Here is a 23899-nt window from a genome sequence, read left to right on the forward strand (position 1 = left end):
TGCGCGGCGCTGCCGATGGCTCTATTTCTTTCTGAGCCATTTGAGCACTTCCATGCTCGGATACCCGTCCTGGGTCAAGCCGACCGTTGCCTGATAGGTCATGATGGCGGTTTTCGTGCCGTCACCGATCTTGCCGTCGAACTTGCCGTCGTAAAGTCCGTGCTGCGAAAGCCGCTTCTGCAACTCCTGCCTTTCCTCGAAGGACAGTTTGGTGAAAGGCCGCTTCCAGTCCTGCACCAGACCATTAGAGCCGGCGATTTCGTCGGCAAGAAGGCCGACGGCCAGGGCATATTTGTCGGCGTTGTTGTAGGCCTTGATGACGGAGAAGTTCTTGATCATCAGGAAGGCCGGTCCGCCGCGGCCGTCCGGCACTTTCAGCGTCGCCTTGTCGGTTGCGTTCTTGAACGGCTTGCCATTGGCCCTGGCGACGCCGAGCGCCTGCCACTGCGCCAATGTCTTCGAGCCGGCCGGCAGTTTGCCCGCCGGAATGGTGACCTCGTAGCCCCAGGTCTTGCCGCCCTGCCAGCCATTCTTCTTCAGCAGATTGGCTGATGTCGCCAACGCATCGGGGATCGAATTCCAGATGTCGCGCTTGCCGTTGCCGTCCATGTCGACGGCATAATGCTGGTAGCTGGTCGGGATGAACTGGGTCTGGCCCATGGCGCCGGCCCAGGAGCCCATCAGGTGGCTTTCGTCGATGTCGCCGGTCTGCAGGATTTTCAGCGCGGCGACCAATTGGGTGCGGGCGAATTTCGAACGCTTCGGGTCGCCATAGGCGAGGGTTGCCAGCGAGCGGATGACATTGCGCATGATGTCGTCGCGCTTGAGGATCTCGCCATAATTCGATTCCATCGACCAGATGGCGAGCAGGATGTAGCGGTCGACGCCGAACCTCGCCTCGATCCGTTCCAGCCACGGCTTCCATTTCCTGGCCATCTGCTGGCCGACGGCAACGGACTGGTCGTGGACGCGGTTGTCGAAATAGTCCCAGGCAGGTGCGGTGAATTCGGGCTGGGTGCGTGCCTTTTCCAGCACCACCGGGTCGGGTTCATTGATGCCCCGGAACGCCCGGTCGTAGACCGCGCCGGAAACGCCGCCCGCCACGGCGGTGGCGCGGAAGCCGGCGACCCATTGCCGAAACCCGGCATCGGCGAAGGCCGGTCCGGCCGGCATCAGCAAGGCGAGCGAGAGGCTGGCCGCCGTCAGCACGCTGGTAAAGAGTTTTGCGGCACTGCGAACGGACATATTTTCCCCTTTCTTTATCTCAGGAAAGACCATTCATCGCCGAACCGGGTTAGCAATTGGTTTACCATAGGCGGCGCCTGGAACGAAAAGACACCTGGATGCTTTACCGGTTGATGTTTCCCTCAATGGCCCGATAATCCACAATTCCGGCGCGAAAATGTCGCGAGGCGGGATTGCCGGGCACGCCCTCAAACGGATAATTGACGCATGAAGCGAGTTCGCAAGGCAGTTTTCCCGGTCGCCGGTCTCGGCACACGGTTTCTCCCGGCCACAAAGGCCATCCCCAAGGAGATGCTGACCGTCGTCGACCGGCCCGTCATCCAGTATGTCGTTGATGAGGCGCGCGAGGCCGGCATCGAACATTTCATCTTTGTCACCGGCCGCAACAAGGCGGTCATAGAAGACCATTTCGATATCCAGTTCGAGCTCTATGATACGCTGGCACAGCGCGGCAAGGACGAGCAGTTGGCCCGCCTGCAGCGGCTGCAGCCGGCGCCTGGGCAGACCTCCTTCACCCGCCAGCAGGTGCCGATGGGGCTTGGCCATGCCGTCTGGTGCGCCCGTGAACTGGTCGGCGACGAACCCTTCGCGCTGTTGCTGCCCGACATGATCATGCAGTCGGAGAAGAGCTGCACGAAGGCCATGGTCGAGCTCTACGAGGAGACGGGCAACAACATCATCGCCGTGCAGGAATGCGATCCGGCCGAGACCCACAAATATGGCATTGTCGGCCGGGGCGAGGACACGCATCACGGCTTCCGCATCACCGAGATGGTCGAAAAGCCGAAGACCGGCACCGCACCGTCCAATCTCTACATCAACGGCCGCTACATCCTGCAGCCCGAGATTTTCAAGATCCTGGAAAGCCAGGAAAAGGGCGCCGGCAACGAGATCCAGCTCACCGACGCGATGCTGAAGCTGGAAAAGCAGCAGCCCTTCTTTGGCTACCACTTTCAGGGCCGCACCTTCGATTGCGGCTCGCCGGAAGGGTTCGTCGAGGCCAATGTCGCCTTCGCGCTGTGGCGCAGCGACATGAACGAGAACATGGCCGGCGTCATCCGCACGCTGCTCGATGAGATGAAGCCGTCCGAGCGTCGCGGCGCTGCTTTTTAGCTACCGCTGCAGCTTCAGCCCCAAATAGATGCTGTTGGCGGTGTAGTTGCGCCCGGGCAGATTGCTGGTCAGCTTTTCGGTGCGGGCGCGGCTGGTGAGACCGACGTAACGGTTCAGCCACCAGGTCAGCCCGGCCTCTGCACTCAGTGTCATGTCATGGCCGTCGGAGCCGGTGTAATTGCGCCAGTCGAGCCCAAGGGCTGCGTTGCCGGTCAGGTCGGCGCGGATCTGCCGCTCGCCGGTGAGGCGGCCGGAATAGAGGATGTCGCCGCTCTCACCGGCATTCGTTGTGCCTTCGACCGTGGTTCGCCCGGTGAGGCCGATGATGGTGCCGCGCTCGGGCGACCATTTGAGGTCGGCATTGATGGTGGCTCCCGAAATCGCCTCCAGGTTCTTGTCGTCGATCGCTTCCCGCAGCCAGCCGGCCGAGAACTCACCTTTGAGCTTCTCGCCCATGTCGACTTCGATACCGGCGCGTGCGCCAAGCCGGGTCGAAGAGCGCTCGAAGCCCTTGTTGTCGATCCGTTGGTCATATACCCGGCGGCCGAGCTCAATCTCGGCAAAGGGCGTCAGAGCCGGGGAAATTTCATAGCCGGTCCGCAACGTTGCGGTATAGAGCGTGTTGTCCTGGTCCTTCTGCGACAGCGAGGTGCCATCGGTAAGTTCGGCATCGCCATAGATGTCGTGGGTGACTGCGCCGGTCAGCGCAAAGCGCATCTTGCCAACGTCCTTCTCGACGCCGAGGCTGCCGTCGACCGTCTGGCGGATCGGCTGCGATTTGACGCCGGCAATGGCGTCGGGCGCGGAGGCCGATTCCGGCGCAATCTCGTAGCCGAGCTTGGCGATGGCGCGCAGTTCATTGTCGAGGTCGACATTGTACGTGCCTTGGATACGGCCGCGTGCCTCATTGATCTTCTGGCCCGAAATGGTGTTGCGGAAATTGCCGTAGCCGTCGATGACCGCCGAATTCTCGCGCCAATCGGAGGCGGCGGAGAAACGCAGCGCCGTTTCGGACAGCACCGCCGACTTGCCGCCAGCGCTGGAATCGGCGTTCGACGTGACGGCAACGCCCTGCTCGAGCGTCGGCCGCAGCAGGAACGAGCCGACCTTGATGCCGGTTGCCGCGTACGGGTCGTCCTCGAGCTTCTTCTTCTGGCCCTCGATGGCGTTGGTGCGCTCGGCGCCGGGGTCGAGCTTTCGTCGGTCGACGCCGTCGACGGTGAGGACACGGCGGTTAGCTGTGTCCTGATCGGCGTCGCCTGCCGCAGTGCCGTCCGGGGTCGTTCCGGTGGTGGTCTGGTCCGTGGCTTTGCCAGGCTTCTTCTTGTCGGCAGCCTTGGTTTTGTCCTTGGCCTTGTCTGCATCCGCGGCGGCGCGTTGCTTTGCCGTCGACGGACGGCGTGGCTGGACGGTTGGCGGCTTGTCGGCGAACGAATCGTCGATGGTCGCCGGCGGGTCGAAAATGCTGTTTGCGCCGGCCTGTGACGGGTCGGTGTCGTCAGGCAAGGCGCCATCGCTGGCCGGCACATAGGCGGTTGGCGTGTTTCCCGTGGGGGCGGTGTCGGCAGGGGCGGGCTTGACCTGCGTGTTGGCCTTGCTCAATTGCCTGGCCCGGCGCTGCTGGTCGGACAGGATCGCCGATTCCGAAACTTCACCCCGCAGCTCCGTCTCCTGGGCATGAAGCGCAGTTGGCCGCAGCAAAGCGAGCACGCTCGTCGCCAGAAGCAGAGCGCAAAAGGCTCTGCCCGTTCGACCTTTTTTCTCTTGAGGCTGGGCCCGCGACATCGTCACCACTGCTTGCGCGGCGCAAGCGCGCCATACTTACCGAACCGTAAACGGGGATGGTTAACGGAGGGTTGAAGGGCGGCCTGTCGGACATGGCTGGACGGCAATTCTGTTGGACAGGCGAACGGCAAAGCGCTAATCGCATCAGCCATGCATGCGGGATCCCAAGAAAAGAAGCCTTTGGAGGCTTCGATCGCCTCGGCGCTGAGAACGGTAGCCACGGAACAGGCCGGCGTGGCGGCATTGGCCGCCGCGCTGGAGAACGAACTGGCCGAACCTTTCGCCCGCGCCGTCGACATGGTGTCGCGCATCAATGGCCGCGTCATAGTCACCGGCGTCGGCAAAAGCGGCCATATCGGCACTAAGATCGCGGCTAGTCTGGCTTCGACCGGCACGCCTGCCTTCTTCGTCCATCCGGCGGAGGCCAATCATGGCGACCTTGGCATGATCGCCAGAGACGATGCCATCATCGCCATGTCATGGTCCGGCGAGAGCAAAGAATTGATGGGCATCGTCGCCTATTCCAGGCGCTTCTCGATCCCGCTGATTGCGATTACCGCGGGCGCGGCCTCGGCGCTGGCGCGCGCGGCCGACGTGGTGGTGCTCCTGCCGTCCGCGCCGGAAGCCTGCCCGCACGGTCTGGCGCCGACGACATCGACCCTGCTGCAACTGGTGGTCGGCGATGCGCTGGCCATAGCGCTGCTCGAAGCGCGCGGCTTCACGCCCGACCATTTCCGCACGTTCCACCCCGGCGGCCAGCTCGGCGCCAATCTCACGCAGATCCACGAGATCATGCATGTCGGCGAAAGGCTGCCGCTGGTGGCTTCCGGCACGGGCATGCGCGAGGCGATCCTCGAATTGTCGAACAAGGGCTTCGGCTGCGTGGCGATCGCGACGGCGGATGGCGCGTTGGTGGGCATCATCACCGATGGCGACATCAGGCGTCACATCGGCAGCAATCTCATGGAAATGAGCGTCGATCAGGTGATGACGAAAAAGCCGAAGACGGCCACACCGGACACGCTGGTGGCGACGGCGCTGCAGATTATCAACAATTCGGCCATTACGAGCCTGATGGTGGTCGAAGGCAGGCGGCTCGTGGGACTGGTTCATCTGCACGACCTGCTGCGCATCGGCGCCGCCTGAAAAAATCAAAGGACGCGTCGCGTTCGGGAAGCCCTAGACGACGCGGCCTGATTTTCCGGATCGAAAGCGCCATGCGCTTTCGAAATGTCAAACAGCCTCGACGGTCAGTTCCAGATCCGTGTCGGCCGAACTGACGACGCGCACCTGCGTGCCGGCCGGCAGGTCGGGACCGGAGACGCGCCACAGTGTGTCGCCGAGTTTGATGCGGCCGCGACCGTCCTTGATCGGCTCGGCCAGCGTTGCCATCCTGCCGACCAACTGCGCGCCGCGCCGGTTGAGCAGCGGCTGGTCGCTAGGGGTATTACGCCCACCAACCAGCTTCTTTCCGGCAAAGGCCGAGACCAGCGACAGGGCCAGGAAGGCGAGGACCTGGACTTCCCAGGCCCAGAAGCTTGCGTCCCAGACGAGCAGGGAAATCACACCGATCACCAATGCGGCGATGCCGATCCACAGCATGAATATTCCTGGCGCGATGACCTCCATCACCAGGAGGACGAAGCCCAGAACCATCCAATTCCACGGACCAAGTTCGGAAATGATGCGGTCGAACATGGGAGTGCGCTCCTATGATCTCAGTTCTCAGCTAGCCTCAATTCTCGCTTGGGCGAACCACCGGAGGGCGGGCGGCCTGCCTGGCGGCGCCGGCAGTGCCTTCGCTGCGGAACACCTCCCTGGCGATCTCGCTTATGCCACCGAGCGTGCCGATCAGCGCCGAGGCTTCCATCGGCATCAGCACGACCTTGCTGTTGTTGGCGGTGCCGATCTTGCCCATCGCTTCAGTGTATTTCAGCGCCACGAAGTAGTTGAGTGCCTGCACGTCGCCCTTGGAGATGGCTTCCGATACAACCTGGGTGGCTCGCGCTTCGGCTTCGGCCGAGCGTTCGCGCGCCTCGGCGTCGCGGAAGGCGGCTTCCTTGCGGCCCTCGGCCTCGAGGATCTGCGACTGCTTGAGGCCTTCGGCGGCGAGGATCTGCGCACGCTTGTTGCGTTCGGCGGTCATCTGACGGCCCATCGATTCGATGAGGTTGGCCGGCGGATTGATGTCCTTGATCTCGACGCGGGTGATCTTGATGCCCCACGGATGCGCCGCTTCGTCGACGACGCGCAGCAGCCGTTCGTTAATGGCGTCGCGGTTCGACAGCAGTTCGTCGAGGTCCATCGAACCCATGACGGTACGGATGTTGGTCATCGTCAAATTGAGGATGGCGTTCTCCAGGCCGGCGACCTGGTAGGCGGCCTGGGCCGCATTGAGGATCTGGTAGAAGGCGATGCCGTCGACGCCCACAATGGCGTTGTCGCGCGTGATGATTTCCTGGCTCGGAACGTCGAGCACCTGCTCCATCATGTTCATCTTGGCGCCGATTCGGTCGACGAACGGCACGATGAGGTTGAGGCCGGGGCTTAGTGTTTTGGTGTAACGACCAAAGCGCTCCACCGTATAATTATAGCCTTGCGGGATTGTCCGGATGCCTTTGATAAGAAGCACCAACACCAGAAAGGCAAGCGCACCAATCGCAATACCGAAACCACTGAAGTCCATTTGTATCTCCCTCAGATGCCGGCCATGGCGTTGATTCCATGCAACCGACTTCACCAAACACTTAGGTGTGTTTCAATAATGTTACAATCAGGTGATCGTTGATTATTAGTGCATGGAATAGCGCAACTGCGCGATCGATCGCCGCAACGTGGCGGCCTCAGACCCAGCCCGACAGTTCGCGCCGCACCATCGCCTCGATCACCGCCATGCCTTCTGCACTGTCGTTGAGGCACGGGATGTGGGCGAATTTCTCGCCGCCGGCGTGATGGAAGGTCTCGGCCGCCTCGCGGCCGATTTCGTCCAGCGTCTCGATGCAGTCGACGGAAAAGCCTGGGTTGACGATGGCGATCGATTGCACGCCGTCCTTCGCCAGTTTCTCGACCGTCTTGTCGGTGTAGGGCTGCAGCCATTCCTGGGCGCCGAAGCGCGACTGGAAGGTGATGATCACCTTCTTTTCATCCCACCCCAGTCGTTCACGCAACAGCCGTGTCGTCTTCTGGCAGTGGCAGTGATAGGGATCGCCCTTCTCGAAATAGGGCTTCGGGATGCCGTGATAGGAGGTGATGACCACCTCGGGCTCGAAGTCTAGCGTTGCCAGATGCCGTTCGATCGAACGGGCGAGCGCCTCGATGTAGACCGGCTCGTCATAGTAGGGCGGAACACTGCGCACGGCAGGCGCGCGGCGCATCTTCATCAAGGCGCGAAACAGCTGGTCGTTGGCGGTCGCGGTGGTGGTCGCGGAGTATTGCGGGTAGAGTGGGAACGACAGGATGCGGTCGCAGCCTTGTTCGACCAGCCTTTGAGCGACGCTCGCGGTCGAGGGGTTGCCGTAGCGCATCGCCCAGTCGACCACGACATCGGGTAGGTCGATGAGCGCTGCGGCCAGCTTTTCGCCCTGCGCGCGGGTGTAGGTGCGCAGCGGCGACTCGTTCCTCTCGCGGTTCCATATCCTGGCGTAATTGGCGCCGGACTTCTTCGGTCTGGTGGTCAGCACCAAGCCGTAGAGGATCGGATACCAGATCGCCTTGTTGAGTTCGATGACGCGCGGATCGGACAGGAATTCGCGGAGATAGCGCCACATCGGCTTGAAATCGGTACCGTCGGGCGTGCCGAGATTGACCAGCATGACGCCGATCTTGCCTGCCTTTACCGGCGGATGTCGGGCCGGTAGCGGGTCGAGCGCTTTCGCAGCTTTGGGGTCGACAGGCGTGGAAAGCGTCATGAAGGTCTCCCGACACCGCGAAACCGACGATGTCGGGCGAACCTAGCGATGTGGCGCGAGTTTTCAATGCTGCGTCTGGCCGCACCTTACCTTGAAGCCAAAAACCCGTCCGGTTACCCGGACGGGTTTTGCTGGTCGTGAGTGCGAAGCGAGGTTACTTCGCCGGAATGGTCAAGGTCGCGCCGACCGGAAGCCGGCGTGGCTCGTAGCCTTTGTTGGCCTCGGAGATCACCTTCCACTTGGCGCCGTCGCCATAGGCCTTCTTGGCGAGATCCCAATAGGTATCGCCGGCGACGATGACATGGCTGGCTTCGGCCCGGGCGGCGTCAGCCGGCTTTGCCGGAGCAGGTGCGGCTTCGGCCGGTTTTGCCGGTTCGGCCGGTGCCGGCGTTGCCGGGGCGGTTTCCGCCGGGACAGTCGGCGGCGTGGTGGTGATGTCGCCGGAGCCTGCCGGCAATGCGGGCATCGCCGGCTCCGCCGGTGCAGCCTCGGCCGGTTTTGCCGGTTCGGCTGGAGCAGGTGCCGGTTCGGCTGGTTTTGCCGGCTCGGCGGCCGGGGCAGCCGCTACGGTTGCGGCAACCTCGGTGATGCGGCCGTCGAGCTTGGGCGTGTAGGGCCGGTGCGCGGCGAGATAGTCGGCGACCACCTGTTCGAGGCCCGGGCCGTAATCATAGGCGTTCTTGGCCTTCTCGGCGAAGACCTTGTAGCCGTCGCCGCCCTGGCGGACGTAATTGTTGGTGGCGACCAGATAGTCCTTGTCCGGATTGATCGGCGCCCAGGCACCGTTCTGCATCACCTCGACCGACTTGACTCGGCCGGCATTGGGCGCGACCGACTTGTCGAAGGAGTATTTGAGACCTGCCACCTGCGGGAAGCGGCCGCCGCCGTCCTCGACCTGGCTGACGCCGTTTTCCAGCCCGGCAACCAGATCCTTGCCGGAAATCTGGAAGGTCGCCAGCGTGTTCTGGAACGGCAGCACGGTCAGCACCTCGCCCATGGTCACGGTGCCCTTGTCGATCGAAGCACGCAAGCCGCCGCCATTCGAGACGACGATCTCGACGCCCTGTCCCTTGACGCGGTCGAGGATGGCGTCGGAGACGAGGTTGCCCATCGCGCATTCCTTGGTGCGGCAGCTTTCGCGGCTGCCGTCAATGGCCTCGGTGGTCTCGGCCACTTCCTTGTTCTTCAGCGCCTCGATCGGCGCACCGAGTTCCTTGATGCGGGCAAGAACGGCCGGATCGGGAGTGATCGACTTGTCGAGGAAGATCGGGTCGCCGCTGGCTTCCTTGACGTTGCCATTGTCGTCGAACACGACCTTGAATTCGCCGAGATATTTCGAATAGGACGCGGCCTGCACGACAGGCACCTTGGAGCCGTCGGGGTTGTCGACCATCGTCGGATAGGGGCCTTCCGCCTTCGGGTCGGTGTTGGACAGAAGCGAATGGCTGTGGCCGCCGACCACCACATCGATGCCCGGGATCTTGGCGATGACATCGCGCTCGCGCCTGTAGCCGATATGGGTGACGGCAATGATCTTGTTGACGCCTTGCGCCTTCAGCTTCTCGACCTCGGCGGTGATCGACTTGACGTCGTCCTCGATGGTAATGTTGGGGCCGGGAGAGGCGAGTTCCGGCGTGTCGTTGGTCACGGCGCCGACAATGCCGATCTTCTGGCCGCCGACCTCAAGCACAATCGACGGCTTGATCTTGCCTGCGGCGCCGGACTTGTCGTTGGGCACGACATTGGCGCTGACGATCGGGAACTTCGCCTTGTCGAGATAAGGCACCAGCGCGCTCTCGCCATCGTCGAATTCGTGGTTGCCGAGCGTCACCGCGTCGGGCTTGATCTGATTGAGGAATTCCTCCTCCGCCGTGCCCTTGTAGGTGATGTAGAACAGCGATCCCTGAAAGCTGTCGCCGGCATTGAGCAGCAGCACGTTCTGGCCTTCGAGCTTCTTGCGCTCCTGTGCGATCGCGGTGACCAGCCGGCCGGCGCCGCCGATGCACTCACCCTTGGTCTCTTCCTCGGCCGAGCAGGTTGACTCGTATTTGTTGTTGCCTTCGATGCGGCTGTGCCAATCGTTGAAATGCAGGATGTTCAACGTGTAATCGGCAAAGGATGGTGCGGCCGACAGGCCGAGTGTCGAGGCAGAGAGGGCGGCAATGGCGGCGAGCTTCTTCATCTTCGTCTCCCGGATATGATCAAAGGCGTTTAACGCTCTTGCCCGACTGCAGGATAACAGCCAGCATTTCGGGTATGTTCACATCGCGGTTGTGGCGATGCAAGAAGAATCAGGGCGGATAACCGGCATCGGTTTGCCGGCATAAAAAAGGCGGCGGCATCGCGCCGCCGCCATCCGCAAAGCCGCATGGGAAAGGTTCAGCCGCGCCTGGTCAGCACGAAGTTCTGCCCGGCGGAGCTGGTGCAATTCAGCTGGTTTATGGACACCAGCAGGCAGTTGAAAGCGATTGGCTGCTGTCGGATCAGCGAGGTTCCGTTGATCTCGACCGAGGTGGCGCCGGTCTTGGTGTAGCTGCCGTCAGCGAATTTCTCACCGGTCTCCGCCGAAACGGTGGTGAAGACGCCGCCGTTCAATGTCGAGACCGCCTTGCCTTCGGCGTTCAGCCATGAGCCTTCGACGCCTCGCGCCTGCGATGAGATCGGTGGCCCGTCGGAGCCGCCGGTGGTGCAGGCGGCAAGCATCGTCGCAAGAACGCCCGCCGCGCCCGCAGAAAGAATTTTGCGCGCAATCGTCATATCAAATCCTCTCCTGACGCATCGGCCCAATCGTCAAACGACGTTTTGGGGAACACGATGTGCGTGGCCTCAAGTTTCCAGAGCCGTCCCTCGTGCGTCCAAATGGATGCACACTGCGCTCGTCCGCATCCCTTCAATCGCCCGATTTCCGGGCGATTGCAAGGCAGTGATGCAGGGGTATGGAACCGCTATCGAACGAGGATGTTGCGGAATTGCCACGGGTCGCTTTTGTCGAGGTCTTCGGGAAACAGGCCCGGACGGTTATCGAGCGGCGTCCAGTCGGTGTAGTAGCCCTTGACCGGTCCGAGATACTGGGACTGCACTTCTAGGCAGCGCTTGTAGTCCATCTCGTCGGCCTCGACGATGCCGGCTTCCGGGTTTTCCAGCGCCCAGACCATGCCGGCGAGCACGGCCGAGGTGACCTGCATGCCGGTAGCGTTCTGGTAGGGCGCCAGCTTGCGGGCTTCGGCCAGCGACAGCTGCGAACCGTACCAGTAGGCGTTCTTGGCATGGCCGTAGAGCAGCACGCCAAGCTCGTCGACGCCGTCGACCAGCTCGTTTTCGTCGAGCACATGGTGGACCGGCTGCGGCTTGCCGGCAGCGCCGAACATTTCGTGGAGTGACAACACGGCGTCGTTGCAGGGGTGATAGGCATAGTGGCAGGTCGGGCGGTATTGGACCTTGCCCTTCTTACCGCGCACGGTGAAGAAGTCGGCGATCGAGATCGCCTCATTGTGCGTCACCAGGAAACCGTATTGCGCGCCCGGCGTCGGGCACCAGGAGCGCACGCGGGTGTTGGCGCCGGGCTGTTCGAGATAAATCGCAGCCTTGGAGCCATGCTTGTGCTCCTTGCCGTTCTTCGGCATCCATCTCTCATGCGTGCCCCAGCCGAGCTCGGCCGGCTGCAGCCCTTCCGAGATGAAACCCTCGACCGACCAGGTGTTCCAAAACACGTTCATCGGCTTCGGCTTCTTGGTGCGCTGGGTGTCGCGCTCGGCGATGTGGATGCCCTTGACGCCGGCCTTCTTCATCAGCTTCGCCCAGCCGTCACGGTCGTCCTGCGCCGGTTCGGAAAATTCGAGGCCGAGGTCGCCGGCAAGGTTCAGCAGCGCCTGCTTGACGAACCACGAGACCATGCCCGGATTGGCGCCACAGGTCGAAACCGCGGTAGCGCCGCCGGGCTTGTCGTGCTTCTCCTTGATCAAGGCTTCGCGCAGCGCGTAGTTGGTGCGGCTGGCATTGTCGGCCTTGGCGTCGAAATAGAAGCCGAGCCACGGCTCGACGACGGTGTCGATGTAGAGCACGCCGAGCTTGCGGCAGAGCCGCATCAGGTCGACCGAGCCGGTATCGACCGACAGATTGATGCAAAAGCCCTGGCCGCCACCATTGGTCAAAAGCGGCGTCAGCAGTTTCCTGTAGTTCTTCTCGGTCACGTGCTCCTGGACGAAGGCGATGCCGCGCTCGTCGAGCAGCTTGCGGTCGGTGTCGAGCGGGTCGATGACCGTCATGCGCGACTTGTCGAATTTGAAATGGCGCTCGATCAGAGGCAGCGTTCCCCGTCCGATCGAACCAAAGCCGATCATCACGACAGGGCCGGTGATTTCACCGTAAACGGGCCAGTTTTCATTCGCCATTTTATCGAGCACTCCTTCAAGCAACGCGCCAAAACGGCCGTTCGACCGCCGCGCGACAAACCATAGATCATTGTCACAATAAAGCGAAAAGCAGGGATAAGCTTAGTTCCCGGCCGCGCAGATACGCCTACGGTTCGAGCAGTTTCGCGAATTCCGGTGTGAACAGCGCTTGTGCTTCGGAGACCGGCATTTCAACGAGATCGCCGCCGCAAGCCTGGATGACGTTGGGCAAACCTTGCAGGCCGAAGACCAGAACCTGCCTGTCGCCATCGCGCTTCAGGCTGGCGCCTAGATAGTCGCCGATCAAATCGTCGATGCCGCATTCGGCCTCGTAATCCACCTCGGTCTGGTCGCTGGGCTTCTTGCGCTTCTCTTTGACGAAGGTGGCCAGCGAGGGGCCTGGCTTGCCGTCGACCGTATCGGAAAACATGTCCTGAAGGGTAAGCAAGGCGCCACGGCGCACGTCCATGACATAGGCGTCGGAATAGTTGTTCGGATGCGCACCGCCGCAATAGAGGCTGCCGGATTCGGACCAACTCATCAGCTTCGGCGTCAATGACGTAACTTTGAACGTCGAGTCTTCATAGCCGCCAAGCGAATCGTCATCCATGCCCTCCATCGGTGGTCCATCGTGGAAGCCGGCGTATTGCAGCGCCGCGCACGTCAAGGCGCTGAGGCTGTCATGCCAATGGCGGTTCTGCAGCAAGGCATTGGCGGCTTCGATCGGCGCGCCGCCGGCGAGATCGACGATGCGCGGCCTGGCGAATTTGGTGCGCGGATCGGTGACATAGCTGTAGGCTGCATCCGGCCAACCTTCCTTGGCGTCTGCCTCGGGCGCGAAATCCAGCTTGAGATAGTCGTAGGGCGATGCCGCCATGGTGATCGGCGCATCGTCACCCGAGAATGTCATGTCGGTGAAATCATAGAGATCGCGTGGCGTCGTCGCCGGCGTCTCTGTCTGGGCACGGCTGGCGATCCTTGTCAGCTTCAGCGGCAGGGTCTTTTTGGCCGTCCAGGTGCCTTCCAGCGTCTTGCCCTTGTCGGCGGGACTCAACCGCCAGACGGCGCCGATGGGTGGAGCCTGGCCGTCGCCGCACTTCTTGGCATCGCAGGCTTCTTCCTCGGCCAATTGAAAGGTGGCGCCCTTGCTCGACTTCGCCTGCAGAGGAATATCGATGCCCTTGGAGCGGTAGAAATAGCGCGCCGCCAGTGCCTCTCCAGCCGTCGCCGGATCGCCGGTAAACTCGACGACGATGTCGATGTTGCCGAGCTTGCCGGCATAGGTGACGGGGTCGGCGAGCGCCGTTGCCGGCAACGCCAGCAATGCACCGAGCAATACGGCTTGCTCCAGGATTTTTCGGATCATCGTCACTCCAGCGTCATGGCTTGCAGGCGTTGCACCAGCCTGTCACGGTCTGACGTCATCCCCTTATAGTCGAGTTGAGCCTCATCCAGCGCCTGCAATTGCGCCGCGAAAGAGGCGGCAAGCGTTGCCCGGTCGGGATGCCGCGCCAGCACTTTCAGCGGGTCGAGGTGGATGCGGATGGTGAACAGGATGTCGCGCGACAGAGGCAGTTTGCGCAGCGTCTGGCGCTCGACGCGGATGAAGGCGTGGGTGTTGACGTCGCCGTCGGGAAATCGCGAGGGGCGCCTGGTGGCGCGGTCGATGCGCTCGACATTGGAGAGCGGATGATAGAGCGCGTCGTCGGCCTGGATCGACCAGTTGAAGCGTTCGACAGCCTGACCCTGCAGGCCGTCGAACATGCGGTTGATGAGCTCGGCCGGCCTGGTGCCCGGACCGAAGCCCGGCACCGGTGCGTGGATCTGCTGCAGCGGCCGGCCGAATTTTTCGACCAGCGACCAGGATGACGGGAAGCACAGCGAGCCGGCGGCGAGTCGCCAGCCGGTGTCGTCACGGCGCATCAGGATCAGGTCTTCCTGGACGAGCAGCGACGCTGCGACCAGCGGGGCATCGGGGAAGGTGGCGTCAGAGTCGGCTTTGGCGCCAATGACCTCAACCCCGGCATTGGTGCGCCGGTACATCCCGGGAAATGTCGACAGCAGATGTGCTTCGATGAGGCCGCGCACTTCGCGCTGGGCGTCGCGCGTGCCGTCTTCCTCGACAAACACCTTGTCGGGGATTTCGGCATACAGCCGGCGCTTTTCGGCGAGATGGTCGAAGAGATACCGGTCGACCTCGATCCACTTGTCGAGTTCGAGCGGCTTCAGCCCGATGGTGAAGAGCTTTGAGGAGCCATCATAGGGCGTGTGCGTGGGCTGACGAGAATTCATGCTTCGCTAGAAAGTGTCCAATGCCGGCGGTTATTCTCGCAGCCGCTTCGTATCAGGCCAATGTTGCCGGGATCAAGCCGCGCAGAGAATTGCCGACGAACAGTGTTTTGGCGGATTTCAACTCGTCATAGCTGTAGATCGCCTCCTGGGCGCGGCCTTCGTCCAGCAGCTCGGCGCGCAATACGCCAGGCAGCAGGCCGCAGTCGAGCCTGGGTGTCATCAGCATGCCATCACCGAAATCGGCGAAGACGTTGGTGATGGTGCCTTCGCAGATTTCACTGCGCTCATTTGCGAGCAACACTTCGTCGGCCTGGGTGATCAGATATTCGGAGCGGGCGTGAGTGTAGACTTGCCGCCGGCCGGTCTTGTGGCGCAGCAGCGTGTCGGTGGAGGAGAGCCGCACCCGTGCCAGCTGCAGCCGCCAGACCTTGTCGGCGGCGAACGGCTCATAGGGCTGGACCGAGGCGGTCACTTCGCCATCGCGCTGCAGGACGAGCCGGGTGCGCAGCGCCTTTTGCTGCGGCCCGATAGTATTCGCCAGCACCTCGCCGATCCGCTGCGGATCGCAGGCAAAGCCGAGTTCTTCCGCCGAGCCATAAAGGCGCGCGAGATGGCGTTCGAAGCGCAGAAAGCCCTGGCCGGGCTCCCAGCGCATCGTCTCGATCAGCTCGAAATCGGCGGTGTCCCCGTCGCGAAGCGCGCCTTCAGCAGACACTCCTGATACTCCTCTTGCGCCGTCGAATCGAAGACGATGCCGCCGCCGACATTGTAAACGGCCTCGCCACTGGAAAAGAGCGATATGGTGCGGATCGCCACCGAAAAGCGCATCATGCCGGCAGGCGCGATCCAGCCGATGGCGCCGCAATAGACGTCGCGCGGTGTCTCTTCCAGCTCGTGCAGGATTTCCATGGCGCGGATTTTCGGTGCGCCGGTAATCGAGCCACAGGGAAACAGCGCGCCAAAGATTTGGCGGATGCCGAGATCAGGCAGAAGCTTCGCCCGCACACGGCTCACCATCTGATGGACGGTCGGGTAGCTCTCGATGCGGAACAGTTCCGGCACTTCCAGCGTGCCGATCTCGCTGATCAGGGAGATGTCGTTGCGCAGGAGATCGACGATCATCCGGTTCTCGGCCTGGTTCTTTTCATCGCTGCGCAAGAAGGACTTCAACCGCGCGTCCTCGGCCTTGGTCGCGCCGCGCGGTGCAGTGCCCTTCATCGGATGGGTTTCGATCATGCCTAAGGCATCGATCTCGAAGAACAGCTCGGGCGAACGCGACAAGATGATGGGATCGCCGAGCGAAATCAGCGCGCCATACTTGACCGGCTGGCGTCCTGTCAGTGCGTCGAAGGCAGCAACCGGATCGCCCGACCATTGGGCACGGACCGGAAAGGTCAGGTTGCCTTGGTAGCAGTCGCCCTTGCGGATGTGGTCGTGAAGGCGCGCGAAGCGTTTGGCGTAGTCCTGAGCGGACCAACTGGCCCTGGCGTCGAAGATGGGGCCATTGGTGGCCGGCGCATCGTTGCGCGGCACGGCCTCTTCGACCGGAGCATCGAACACACCCAGACAAACCAGTGGCGCGCGCCGGCCTTCAGGCAGCAGCGGCACCAGTTTCGGTTCGAGCAGATAGCCCGCTTCGTAGGAGAAATAGCCGGCCAGCCATTTGCCGGCATCGCTCGCCGCCTGCGCGGCCACCAGCGCCGGCAGAAAATCCTTGGCATCATAGGCAATGATGATGTCGGCCTGGTGGTCGAAGACCAACTGACGGCCGCTTTCATCGTTGCGGAAAATGGCAGAGGGCAGGGGCATGGGGCTCGGGTACTGCGGTCGATGACGCCAGAACCGCTCTATATGGGGGCCGGGCGGCGTGCAATCGAGGGAGCGGCGTCGCAGGGCGCAAAGACAGTGGCGAATGCAAAAACAAAGACGGCGCCCGAGAGCGCCGCCTTCTGGTTATGTTGCCGATGACAGATCAGCTGTTGTTGGCGGTCCCGGCGCTCGGGAATTGGCGTGCGAACTCCTTTTCGTCGCCGGCGGCAAGCAGCTTGGCCTGCTCGACCCACTTTTCGCGGGCGATGCGGCCGTCGAAATTCAGCGTGTCCTCGATGCGCTTGACATCGGCCGCGGTCCAGCCGGCGATCTGCGCGTAGGTCGTGACGCCAAGGCCCTTGAGCAGTTTGTCGTTGACCGGGCCGATACCGATCAGGCGGCGCAGATTGTCGGCCTTCCCAGCTGCCGGGGCGGCCTTCTTCGGGACGGCGGCGGGCTTTGAAGCCGCGGCTTTGGGCGCGGCCTTGGCGGCGGCAGGTTTGCTGGCCGCTGGTTTTGCGTCCGCGGATTTGGCCGCAGCTGGTTTGGCCGCGGCGGGTTTGGCGGGGGCCGGTTTCGCGGCCGGGGCGGACTTGGCCGTTGCCGCTGTCGACACCAGCGCGGCCGGCGCCGAACTGGAAGGCTTGGCGGATGGAGCCGATGTTTCACGCAGCCGGCGTTCGAGATCGGCGCGGGTCTTGCCGCAGGCGTCGAGTTCGCCGGTCAGGCGGTCGGCGTCGGCGCGCAGTCTGTCCCGCTCGCTGCGGGTGCGGTCGAGATCGCCGCGCAGGCTGTCAAGTTCGCCGCGCAGCCGGCCCCAGATAAACCAGCCAACCAACACACCTACAAGGAACGCCAGGACAATGTAAAAGAAGGTCATCGTCTCTCTCCAGTCGGATCCGTCCGCCGCCGTCCCAAGTCATGACCTTGGCAGATCGGATCATCCAATGTGGTTCGGCGGCTCAGGGAACAGCCGGTCTGTCGTCGAGTGTCGGCGTTCGGCTTTGCCGCCCATTGCCAACCGTCGCTGTCGCATTCGTCAGACCGCTGCCATGGGCCGGGATGCTGTCCGGCCTTAAGCCGCGCGCCCGGCTGAGCTTCGGTCGGAAAGCTATCATACGGCTTCGGGAAAGCTAACGGAAAATTTCGCCGGAGAGTTATTCAAGAACAGGTATTTAGAACAAGAACAGCGCTGCCGTCACATGCATCCCGGCTAAACTGTTCTGCGATTCTGCAAAGTCGAGGCCGCTGCTGAACCTGCCACTCTGCGCCATCGGTCCAATGGGTGCGCGCATTAACTGTCGAGCGCTTCCAACTCGTCGATCAGGCCGCCGATCACGCCAAGCCCGATCTGCCAGAAGGCGGGGTCGGTGGCGTCGAGGCCGAAGGGCGCGAGAAGCTCCGAGTGATGCTTGGTGCCGCCGGCGCGCAACATCTCGAAATACTTATCCTGGAAGCCATGCTCGGCGTTCTGGTAGACCGCGTAGAGCGAGTTCACCAGGCAGTCGCCAAAGGCATAGGCGTAGACGTAGAAGGGGGAGTGGACGAAGTGCGGGATGTAGGTCCAGAAGACCTCATAGCCCTCGCGCAGCTTGATCGCCGGCCCCAGGCTTTCGGCCTGCACCTCGAGCCAGAACTGGCCGAGCTTGTCGGAGGTCAGTTCGCCGTTCTTGCGCTCTGCATGCACCTTGCGTTCGAACTCGTAGAAGGCGATCTGGCGCACGACCGTGTTGATCATGTCCTCGACCTTCTGGGCGAGCATCGCCTTGCGCTCGCGCTTGTCGGTGGTCTGGTCGAGCAGCGAACGGAAGGTCAGCATCTCGCCGAACACCGAGGCCGTCTCGGCCAAAGTCAGCGGCGTCGAAGCCATCAGCGCGCCCTGGCCGCCGGCCAGCACCTGATGCACGCCGTGGCCGAGTTCATGCGCCAGTGTCATCACATCGCGCGGCTTGCCCATGTAGTTGAGCAGCACATAAGGGTGCGCCGAAGGCACGGTCGGATGGGCGAAGGCGCCGGGCGATTTGCCGGGCCTGACCGGCGCGTCGATCCAGTTGCGGTCGAAGAAGGTGCGGGCGATCTGCGCCATGTCGGGGGAAAAGCGCTGATAGGCCGATAGCACAGTGTTCCTGGCATCATCCCAAGGAATCACCGCTTGCGGCGTTTCGGGCAAGGGCGCGTTGCGGTCCCAGTGGTTCATCACCTCCATGCCCAGCCAGCGCGCCTTCATCGCGTAGTAGCGATGAGACAGGCGCGGATAGGCCTCGCGCACGGCCGATGCCAGCGCGTCGACCACGCTGCGCTCGACACGGTTGGCGAGATGGCGTGAGTCGGCGATGTCCTCGAAGCCGCGCCAGCGGTCGGAAATCTCCTTGTCCTTGGCCAGCGTGTTGGTGATCAGCGTGAAGGTGCGCAGGCTCTTGCGGAAGGTTGTGGCCAGCGCTTCGGAGGCGCGGCGGCGGACCTCCCCATCGGCGTCCTGCAGGCGGTTCAGCGCCGGCTCCAGCGTCAGTTCCTCGCCGTCTATGTCGAAGCGCAGATCGGTCATCGTCTCGTCGAACAGCCGGTTCCAGGCACCGCGTCCGGTGATCGATTTCTCATGGAACAGCTGCTCGACCCGGTCCTCGAGCTGGTAGGGCTTGTCCATTCTGAGGTCGAGCACCCAGGGGCGGTAATGGGCAAAGCCGGCGTCGGCGGCGAGGGCTGCTTCGAGCGCCTTGTCGTCGATCAGGTTCAGCTCCAGCGCGAAGAACAAAAGATGCGCGCTGGCGTCGGTCATCTTCTCCTGGATGTCGCCATAGAGCTTTGCGCGCTGCGGATCGGCGGTGTTGCCGGCATAGATCAGGCCGGCATAGGAGACGATGCGGCCGATCAGTTCCTCCAGCGCCTCATAGGCTGTCAGCGCCTCGCCAAGCCTGCCGGCGCTGCCGCGCCCGGCCTCCGCAGCCAGCGTGCCCTTCCAGCGGTTCTCGAAGGCGACGGCATCGGCCGCCGCCTTGGCAAGGTCGCGCTTCAGTTCGGGTGCTTCCATGCCGGAATAGAGGTCGGCGAGATTCCATTCCGGCAGGTCGCCGAGTTCCGCCGCGCCCTGACCGGACGCTACCGCCGCAAGCTGCCGACCGAGAATCCTGCGCATCAACAATTACCTTCTGGAATCAAGGGGAAAGGACAAGCCGGTCAAATCCTAAGGAATTCATTCACCGGGTTTTTTGAAACCTTGTTTAGAACCCTGTGCCAAGATGATCCATGGGAATTTCCCAGGCGGGCAACTCAAATCAGTCATGACAGGTTCCATTCTTATAGTCGATGACGATCCCGTGCAGCGCCGGCTGCTCGAGGCGGCGGTAACGAAATTCGGCCACAGCGCCATCGTTGCCGATGGTGGCGAGGCCGGTCTGAGCGCACTTGACGGACCCAATGCGAGGGATATTTCGGCAGTCATCCTCGACCTTGTCATGCCGGGCCTCGACGGCATCGGCGTGCTGAAGGCGATGCGCGAGCGCGGCATCACTGTTCCCGTCATCGTGCAGACTGCGCAGGGCGGCATCGAAACGGTGGTTTCGGCGATGCGCCACGGCGCTTTCGATTTTGTCGTCAAGCCGGCGTCTCCCGACCGGCTGCAGACCGCGGTCGGCAACGCGCTCAAGGTCGAGGCGGTCGAGGACGAGGTCAAGCGCACGTCGCGGCGTCGCGGCGGCCACCTGACCTTCAAGGACATGATCACGCACAGCCCGGCGATGGACCGGGTGATCCGCCTCGGCCAGAAGGCTGCGGCCTCCAACATCCCGATCCTGATCGAGGGCGAATCGGGCGTCGGCAAGGAATTGGTGGCGCGCGCCATCCAGGGCAGCGGCGAACGCCGCACAAAGCCGTTCGTCACCGTCAATTGCGGCGCCATCCCCGACAATCTGGTCGAATCGATCCTGTTCGGTCACGAAAAAGGTTCGTTCACCGGCGCCACCGAAAAGCACACCGGCAAGTTCGTCGAGGCGCATTCGGGCACCCTGTTCCTGGATGAGATCGGCGACCTGCCGCTCGACGTGCAGGTCAAGCTGTTGCGCGCCGTGCAGGATGGCGAGGTCGATCCGGTCGGCGGCCGTTCCACCGTCAGGGTCGACATCAGGCTGATCTCGGCCACGCACCGCAACCTTCTGCAGCAGGTCAAGGACGGCAAGTTTCGCGAGGACCTGTTCTACCGGCTCAACGTTTACCCGATCGTCGTGCCGCCGCTGCGCGACCGCCGCGACGACATCCCCTATCTGGTCAAGCATTTCATGGACAAGGTGGCGCCGGCGGGCAATCGCCTGCACGGCATCTCGGATGCCGCACTGGCCATGCTGCAGGCCTATGATTGGCCGGGAAACATCAGGCAGCTGGAAAACGCCGTGTTCAGGGCCTCGGTGCTTGCCGAAGGCGATGTGCTCACGACTGACGAATTTCCGCAGATCCGGGCGCAGGTCGACGGCACCGTCAATCTCCACGCCGATGCGTCCTTGTCGGACCCCGGCATGGCCTTGAGCACCGGATCGCAAGGCGGTGGCGCGCAGACTGACGACGCCGGTACTGCAGCTGCCGAGCTCGCCCCTCCGGCCAGGTTGCTTCAGCGTTTCGGCACATTGAGGGCGCTGGACGAGCGTGGCAATGTGCGTGCGCTGGCCGATGTCGAACTCGAAATGATCAAGCTCGCCATCGACCATTACAACGGCCAGATGAGCGAGGTCGCACGGCGTCTCGGCATCGGCCGCTCGACGCTCTACCGCAAGCTCAAGGAATACGGCATCGACCCGGAAACCGGCCGCCTCGACCGCCTTGCCTCCTGAACGCCGAATTCCACAGCTTGCCAACGCAAGGCCGGGACCAGCTTGCCATGCCACATCCGGCGCTGCATAAGGGTTGGGGCGGGAATATGGCTGATGCGGACAGCGTTGTTCACGCATTAAGGCCAGCGGTAACAGATCGTGTAGCGGGAAAAGGCTGAATCTTGATCTAAACCAGCAGTTTACCAAGAAATCCTGTGTATTATTTTTGACGGGATATCGCCACGGTGTTACCGCATTTCGGCTTCAATAAGCGATGATTAACCATTAGGATCGATATTCGGATGTGAGAACCACGCATCCGTTTGGACAAATCCGGGGACAAACGGCAGCCTGCAAGGCCTTTTGATTTGAACAAAGTCGAACGACACAGAAACGGGCGGCGCGATCACATGGGCGTCTGGCCGAGATGGCTGGCAGCGTTGATCGTTGCGTTCGCTTTCCTCGCCGCAACTGCTGCCGGCGCCAGCGCTGAAACGCGCTCGCTCAAGCTCTATCACCTCCACACGCACGAAAAGGCCGAGATCGTCTACAAGCGCAATGGCCGCTACGATCCGGCAGGCCTCAGGAAGATCAACATCATCCTGCGCGACTGGCGTCGCAACGAACCGACCAAGATGGATCCGCGCCTGCTCGATCTGGTCTGGGAAGCTTACCGGCAGGCCGGCGCCACCGACTACATCCAGGTCGTTTGCGGCTATCGCTCGCCGTCGACCAATTCGATGCTGCGCAGCCGCAGCCGCGGTGTCGCCAAGGAAAGCCAGCATATGCTGGGCAAGGCGATGGACTTCTACATTCCGGGTGTGCCGCTGAAAAAGCTGCGCAACATCGGCCTGAAGATGCAGGGCGGCGGCGTCGGCTACTATCCGTCGTCGGGTTCGCCCTTCGTCCACATGGACGTCGGCAATGTGCGGCATTGGCCAGGCATCAGCCGCCAGGAACTGGTCAGCCTGTTCCCCAATGGCAAGACGCTGCATGTGCCGAGCGACGGCAGGCCGTTGCCGGGTTATGACCAAGCGCTCGCCTCCTACAAGGCGCGCAAGGGCGCCGGTTCTCCTGCCATCATGATGGCCAGCGCAGGCGGCAGCACCAAGAAATCCGGTGGCTTCCTGTCCGCGTTCTTTGGCGGTGGCGGTGAAGACGAAGCCGACGACAGCGCCGATGTCGCTACCGCCGCGCCGCCGCCGAGAAGCGTGAAGCCGGTGCTGGCTGCCACGAGCAACAACAACAGCAATCTGCCTGGCATCGCGATCGTGTCGCCGCAGAACGCCAAGCGCGCCAACATTCCGCAGCTTGCCGACGACAGCGCTGACGATTCGGAGCCGCAGGACACGCCGGAGACGATCATCGCCGCGCTGCCCGCCAAGGAAGTGCCGCTGCCCGCTTTCGCACCGCGGCCGAAGGCCGATGTCGGCGCGCAACAACCTGAGACCGTGCCGTTCGGCGTGGCCGATGCCACCACCGAACAGACGGTGGCGACGGCGCAGGCGCCGGCCAATGTGCCGTTCGGCACGGCCGATGCGAGCAATGCCGACCAGGGGGCCGATCAAGCTGCCGCTCCGGCGCAGGTCGCGGTCAACGTCCCGTTGCCGACCTGGCGTCCCGACCGCTCTTCGCCGCCGGCTGAGCTTGCGCCGCAGGACAAGGGCGTTCTGCTGGCGCTGGCCGATACGGCTGCCCACAAGCAGACCGCAACCGACGCGTTCTCGGTGCTGCCGTCGCAGCGTCCGGACGAGGTCAAGGCGGTTCTCGAACAGGCCAGCGCCGCCGATACAGCCGGTGCTACCGACGACTATCAGGTTGCGTCGCTCGAGCCTCGCTCGGCGTTCAACGATCCGTCAGGTGTCGATGCCGCATCGCCGCGCGGTGCTATTGCTGCCCGTCCCGCCGGTACCGATCCAGCCTCGGTGATCGGCGCCGGCGTCAAGACGACACGCAAGGAAGCCAGGGCTTCGGCTCGCGACCTGAAGCCAGGACCGAAGGCAGTGGTGGTGGCGGCCGAACCGCAGGCGACGCGCTGGGCGCTGAGCAGCGGCGACAACATCGCCACCGTTTCCAGCCCGACGACTGCGCCGCGCTATGCCTACAACATCGTGCATACGCCGCCGAGCGAGGTCTACACCGCAGGCTTCCAGGCGGACAACCAGATGGCCGATGCCAACCGCTTCACCGGCAATGCCGTAAAATTCCTTTCGGTCGCCCGCTTCCAGACGAAGTAAGGGCGTGACCGGGGCGTTATCGACTCGAAGCCGCGCTGGGCAACCCGTGCGGCTTTTGTTTTTAGCGAGATCTCGAGCACTGGCTTCCATCGCCACAGAATGCTAACCACCAAGCTGCATTCCCGCTTCGTCTAATGGTAGGACAGCGCCCTTTGAAGGCGTGAATCGAGGTTCGAGCCCTTGAGCGGGAACCAAAATCTCAACGCGTAGCAAACCCGGTCGGCGCAGCTGGCGGGTTTTTGTGCCGAGTGCAATTCCGGGAACACTGTGATTTTCCCGGGAAAGCGCGGAGCGCTTCCCTTGGGATTGCGCAAAGATAAAGT

The 23899-nt window shown here is 62.8% G+C and carries 18 protein-coding genes and 1 tRNA gene; 5 read left to right on the plus strand and 14 right to left on the minus strand.

Annotated features, from left to right (window positions below):
- Window positions 1-21 precede the first annotated feature (21 nt).
- Window positions 22-1245: a lytic murein transglycosylase gene (locus NKJ58_RS09710; RefSeq protein ID WP_023714036.1), complete on the minus strand. Its 1224-nt coding sequence runs from the start codon at window positions 1243-1245 to the stop codon at window positions 22-24.
- A gap of 207 nt (window positions 1246-1452) precedes the next feature.
- On the opposite strand from NKJ58_RS09710, the gene galU reads away from it, so the two are divergent.
- Window positions 1453-2358, plus strand: a complete 906-nt coding sequence (gene galU / locus NKJ58_RS09715; protein ID WP_023714035.1) for a UTP--glucose-1-phosphate uridylyltransferase GalU — start codon at window positions 1453-1455, stop codon at window positions 2356-2358.
- Here the strand turns inward: galU and NKJ58_RS09720 are convergent, their stop codons facing one another.
- Window positions 2359-4143 carry an outer membrane beta-barrel protein gene (locus NKJ58_RS09720; protein WP_031197609.1) on the minus strand — a complete coding sequence of 595 codons (1785 nt, stop codon included), beginning with the start codon at window positions 4141-4143 and terminating at the stop codon, window positions 2359-2361. It abuts the gene before it with no gap.
- Between the two features lie 150 nt (window positions 4144-4293).
- Here NKJ58_RS09720 and NKJ58_RS09725 point away from each other — a divergent pair, with 150 nt between their 5' ends.
- The gene (locus NKJ58_RS09725; RefSeq protein WP_023683246.1) at window positions 4294-5289 is read left to right on the plus strand and encodes a KpsF/GutQ family sugar-phosphate isomerase; all 996 of its coding nucleotides are present in this window, start codon (window positions 4294-4296) and stop codon (window positions 5287-5289) included.
- Window positions 5290-5376: 87 nt separating this feature from the next.
- Here NKJ58_RS09725 and NKJ58_RS09730 read toward each other — a convergent pair whose 3' ends face one another.
- The 12 genes from NKJ58_RS09730 to NKJ58_RS09785 form a co-directional block, all read right to left on the minus strand.
- Entirely contained in the window at window positions 5377-5841 is a 465-nt protein-coding gene (locus NKJ58_RS09730; protein WP_023671953.1) for an NfeD family protein, read from the minus strand.
- A 37-nt stretch (window positions 5842-5878) separates the two neighbouring features.
- Window positions 5879-6829, minus strand: a complete 951-nt coding sequence (locus tag NKJ58_RS09735; RefSeq protein ID WP_023671952.1) for an SPFH domain-containing protein — start codon at window positions 6827-6829, stop codon at window positions 5879-5881.
- Between the two features lie 157 nt (window positions 6830-6986).
- Complete coding sequence (gene hemH / locus NKJ58_RS09740; protein ID WP_023714032.1) at window positions 6987-8051, minus strand: ferrochelatase; 1065 nt, start codon at window positions 8049-8051, stop codon at window positions 6987-6989.
- Window positions 8052-8205: 154 nt separating this feature from the next.
- A complete protein-coding gene (locus NKJ58_RS09745; RefSeq protein WP_023683249.1) occupies window positions 8206-10233 on the minus strand; it encodes a bifunctional metallophosphatase/5'-nucleotidase in 2028 nt (675 codons plus the stop codon).
- Between the two features lie 197 nt (window positions 10234-10430).
- Window positions 10431-10808: an Omp10 family outer membrane lipoprotein gene (locus NKJ58_RS09750; protein WP_023671949.1), complete on the minus strand. Its 378-nt coding sequence runs from the start codon at window positions 10806-10808 to the stop codon at window positions 10431-10433.
- Window positions 10809-10996: 188 nt separating this feature from the next.
- Complete coding sequence (locus tag NKJ58_RS09755) at window positions 10997-12442, minus strand: homospermidine synthase (RefSeq protein ID WP_352853043.1); 1446 nt, start codon at window positions 12440-12442, stop codon at window positions 10997-10999.
- A gap of 127 nt (window positions 12443-12569) precedes the next feature.
- The gene (locus tag NKJ58_RS09760) at window positions 12570-13808 is read right to left on the minus strand and encodes a hypothetical protein (RefSeq protein WP_023701039.1); all 1239 of its coding nucleotides are present in this window, start codon (window positions 13806-13808) and stop codon (window positions 12570-12572) included.
- A 2-nt stretch (window positions 13809-13810) separates the two neighbouring features.
- Window positions 13811-14734: a heme-dependent oxidative N-demethylase family protein gene (locus tag NKJ58_RS09765; RefSeq protein ID WP_023701040.1), complete on the minus strand. Its 924-nt coding sequence runs from the start codon at window positions 14732-14734 to the stop codon at window positions 13811-13813.
- A 52-nt stretch (window positions 14735-14786) separates the two neighbouring features.
- A complete protein-coding gene (locus NKJ58_RS09770) occupies window positions 14787-15449 on the minus strand; it encodes an aminotransferase class IV family protein (protein WP_031209375.1) in 663 nt (220 codons plus the stop codon).
- Complete coding sequence (locus NKJ58_RS09775; RefSeq protein WP_023735033.1) at window positions 15398-16543, minus strand: aminodeoxychorismate synthase component I; 1146 nt, start codon at window positions 16541-16543, stop codon at window positions 15398-15400. Before NKJ58_RS09775 ends, NKJ58_RS09770 begins: the two co-directional genes overlap by 52 nt.
- Before the next feature lie 163 nt (window positions 16544-16706).
- The gene (locus tag NKJ58_RS09780) at window positions 16707-17423 is read right to left on the minus strand and encodes a helix-hairpin-helix domain-containing protein (protein WP_023735032.1); all 717 of its coding nucleotides are present in this window, start codon (window positions 17421-17423) and stop codon (window positions 16707-16709) included.
- A 414-nt stretch (window positions 17424-17837) separates the two neighbouring features.
- The gene (locus tag NKJ58_RS09785; protein ID WP_023814610.1) at window positions 17838-19676 is read right to left on the minus strand and encodes a M3 family oligoendopeptidase; all 1839 of its coding nucleotides are present in this window, start codon (window positions 19674-19676) and stop codon (window positions 17838-17840) included.
- Window positions 19677-19821: 145 nt separating this feature from the next.
- On the opposite strand from NKJ58_RS09785, the gene NKJ58_RS09790 reads away from it, so the two are divergent.
- The 3 genes from NKJ58_RS09790 to NKJ58_RS09800 all read left to right on the plus strand — a co-directional run bounded on the left by NKJ58_RS09790 (window position 19822) and on the right by NKJ58_RS09800 (window position 23770).
- The gene (locus NKJ58_RS09790; RefSeq protein WP_352853044.1) at window positions 19822-21360 is read left to right on the plus strand and encodes a sigma-54-dependent transcriptional regulator; all 1539 of its coding nucleotides are present in this window, start codon (window positions 19822-19824) and stop codon (window positions 21358-21360) included.
- Between the two features lie 389 nt (window positions 21361-21749).
- The gene (mepK, locus tag NKJ58_RS09795; protein ID WP_023671939.1) at window positions 21750-23576 is read left to right on the plus strand and encodes a peptidoglycan L,D-endopeptidase MepK; all 1827 of its coding nucleotides are present in this window, start codon (window positions 21750-21752) and stop codon (window positions 23574-23576) included.
- Between the two features lie 120 nt (window positions 23577-23696).
- Window positions 23697-23770: transfer RNA gene (locus NKJ58_RS09800), tRNA-Gln, on the plus strand.
- Window positions 23771-23899: the final 129 nt, after the last annotated feature.

It is taken from the genome of Mesorhizobium sp. M0139 (assembly GCF_040322455.1).
In the GTDB taxonomy this organism is placed as follows: domain Bacteria; phylum Pseudomonadota; class Alphaproteobacteria; order Rhizobiales; family Rhizobiaceae; genus Mesorhizobium.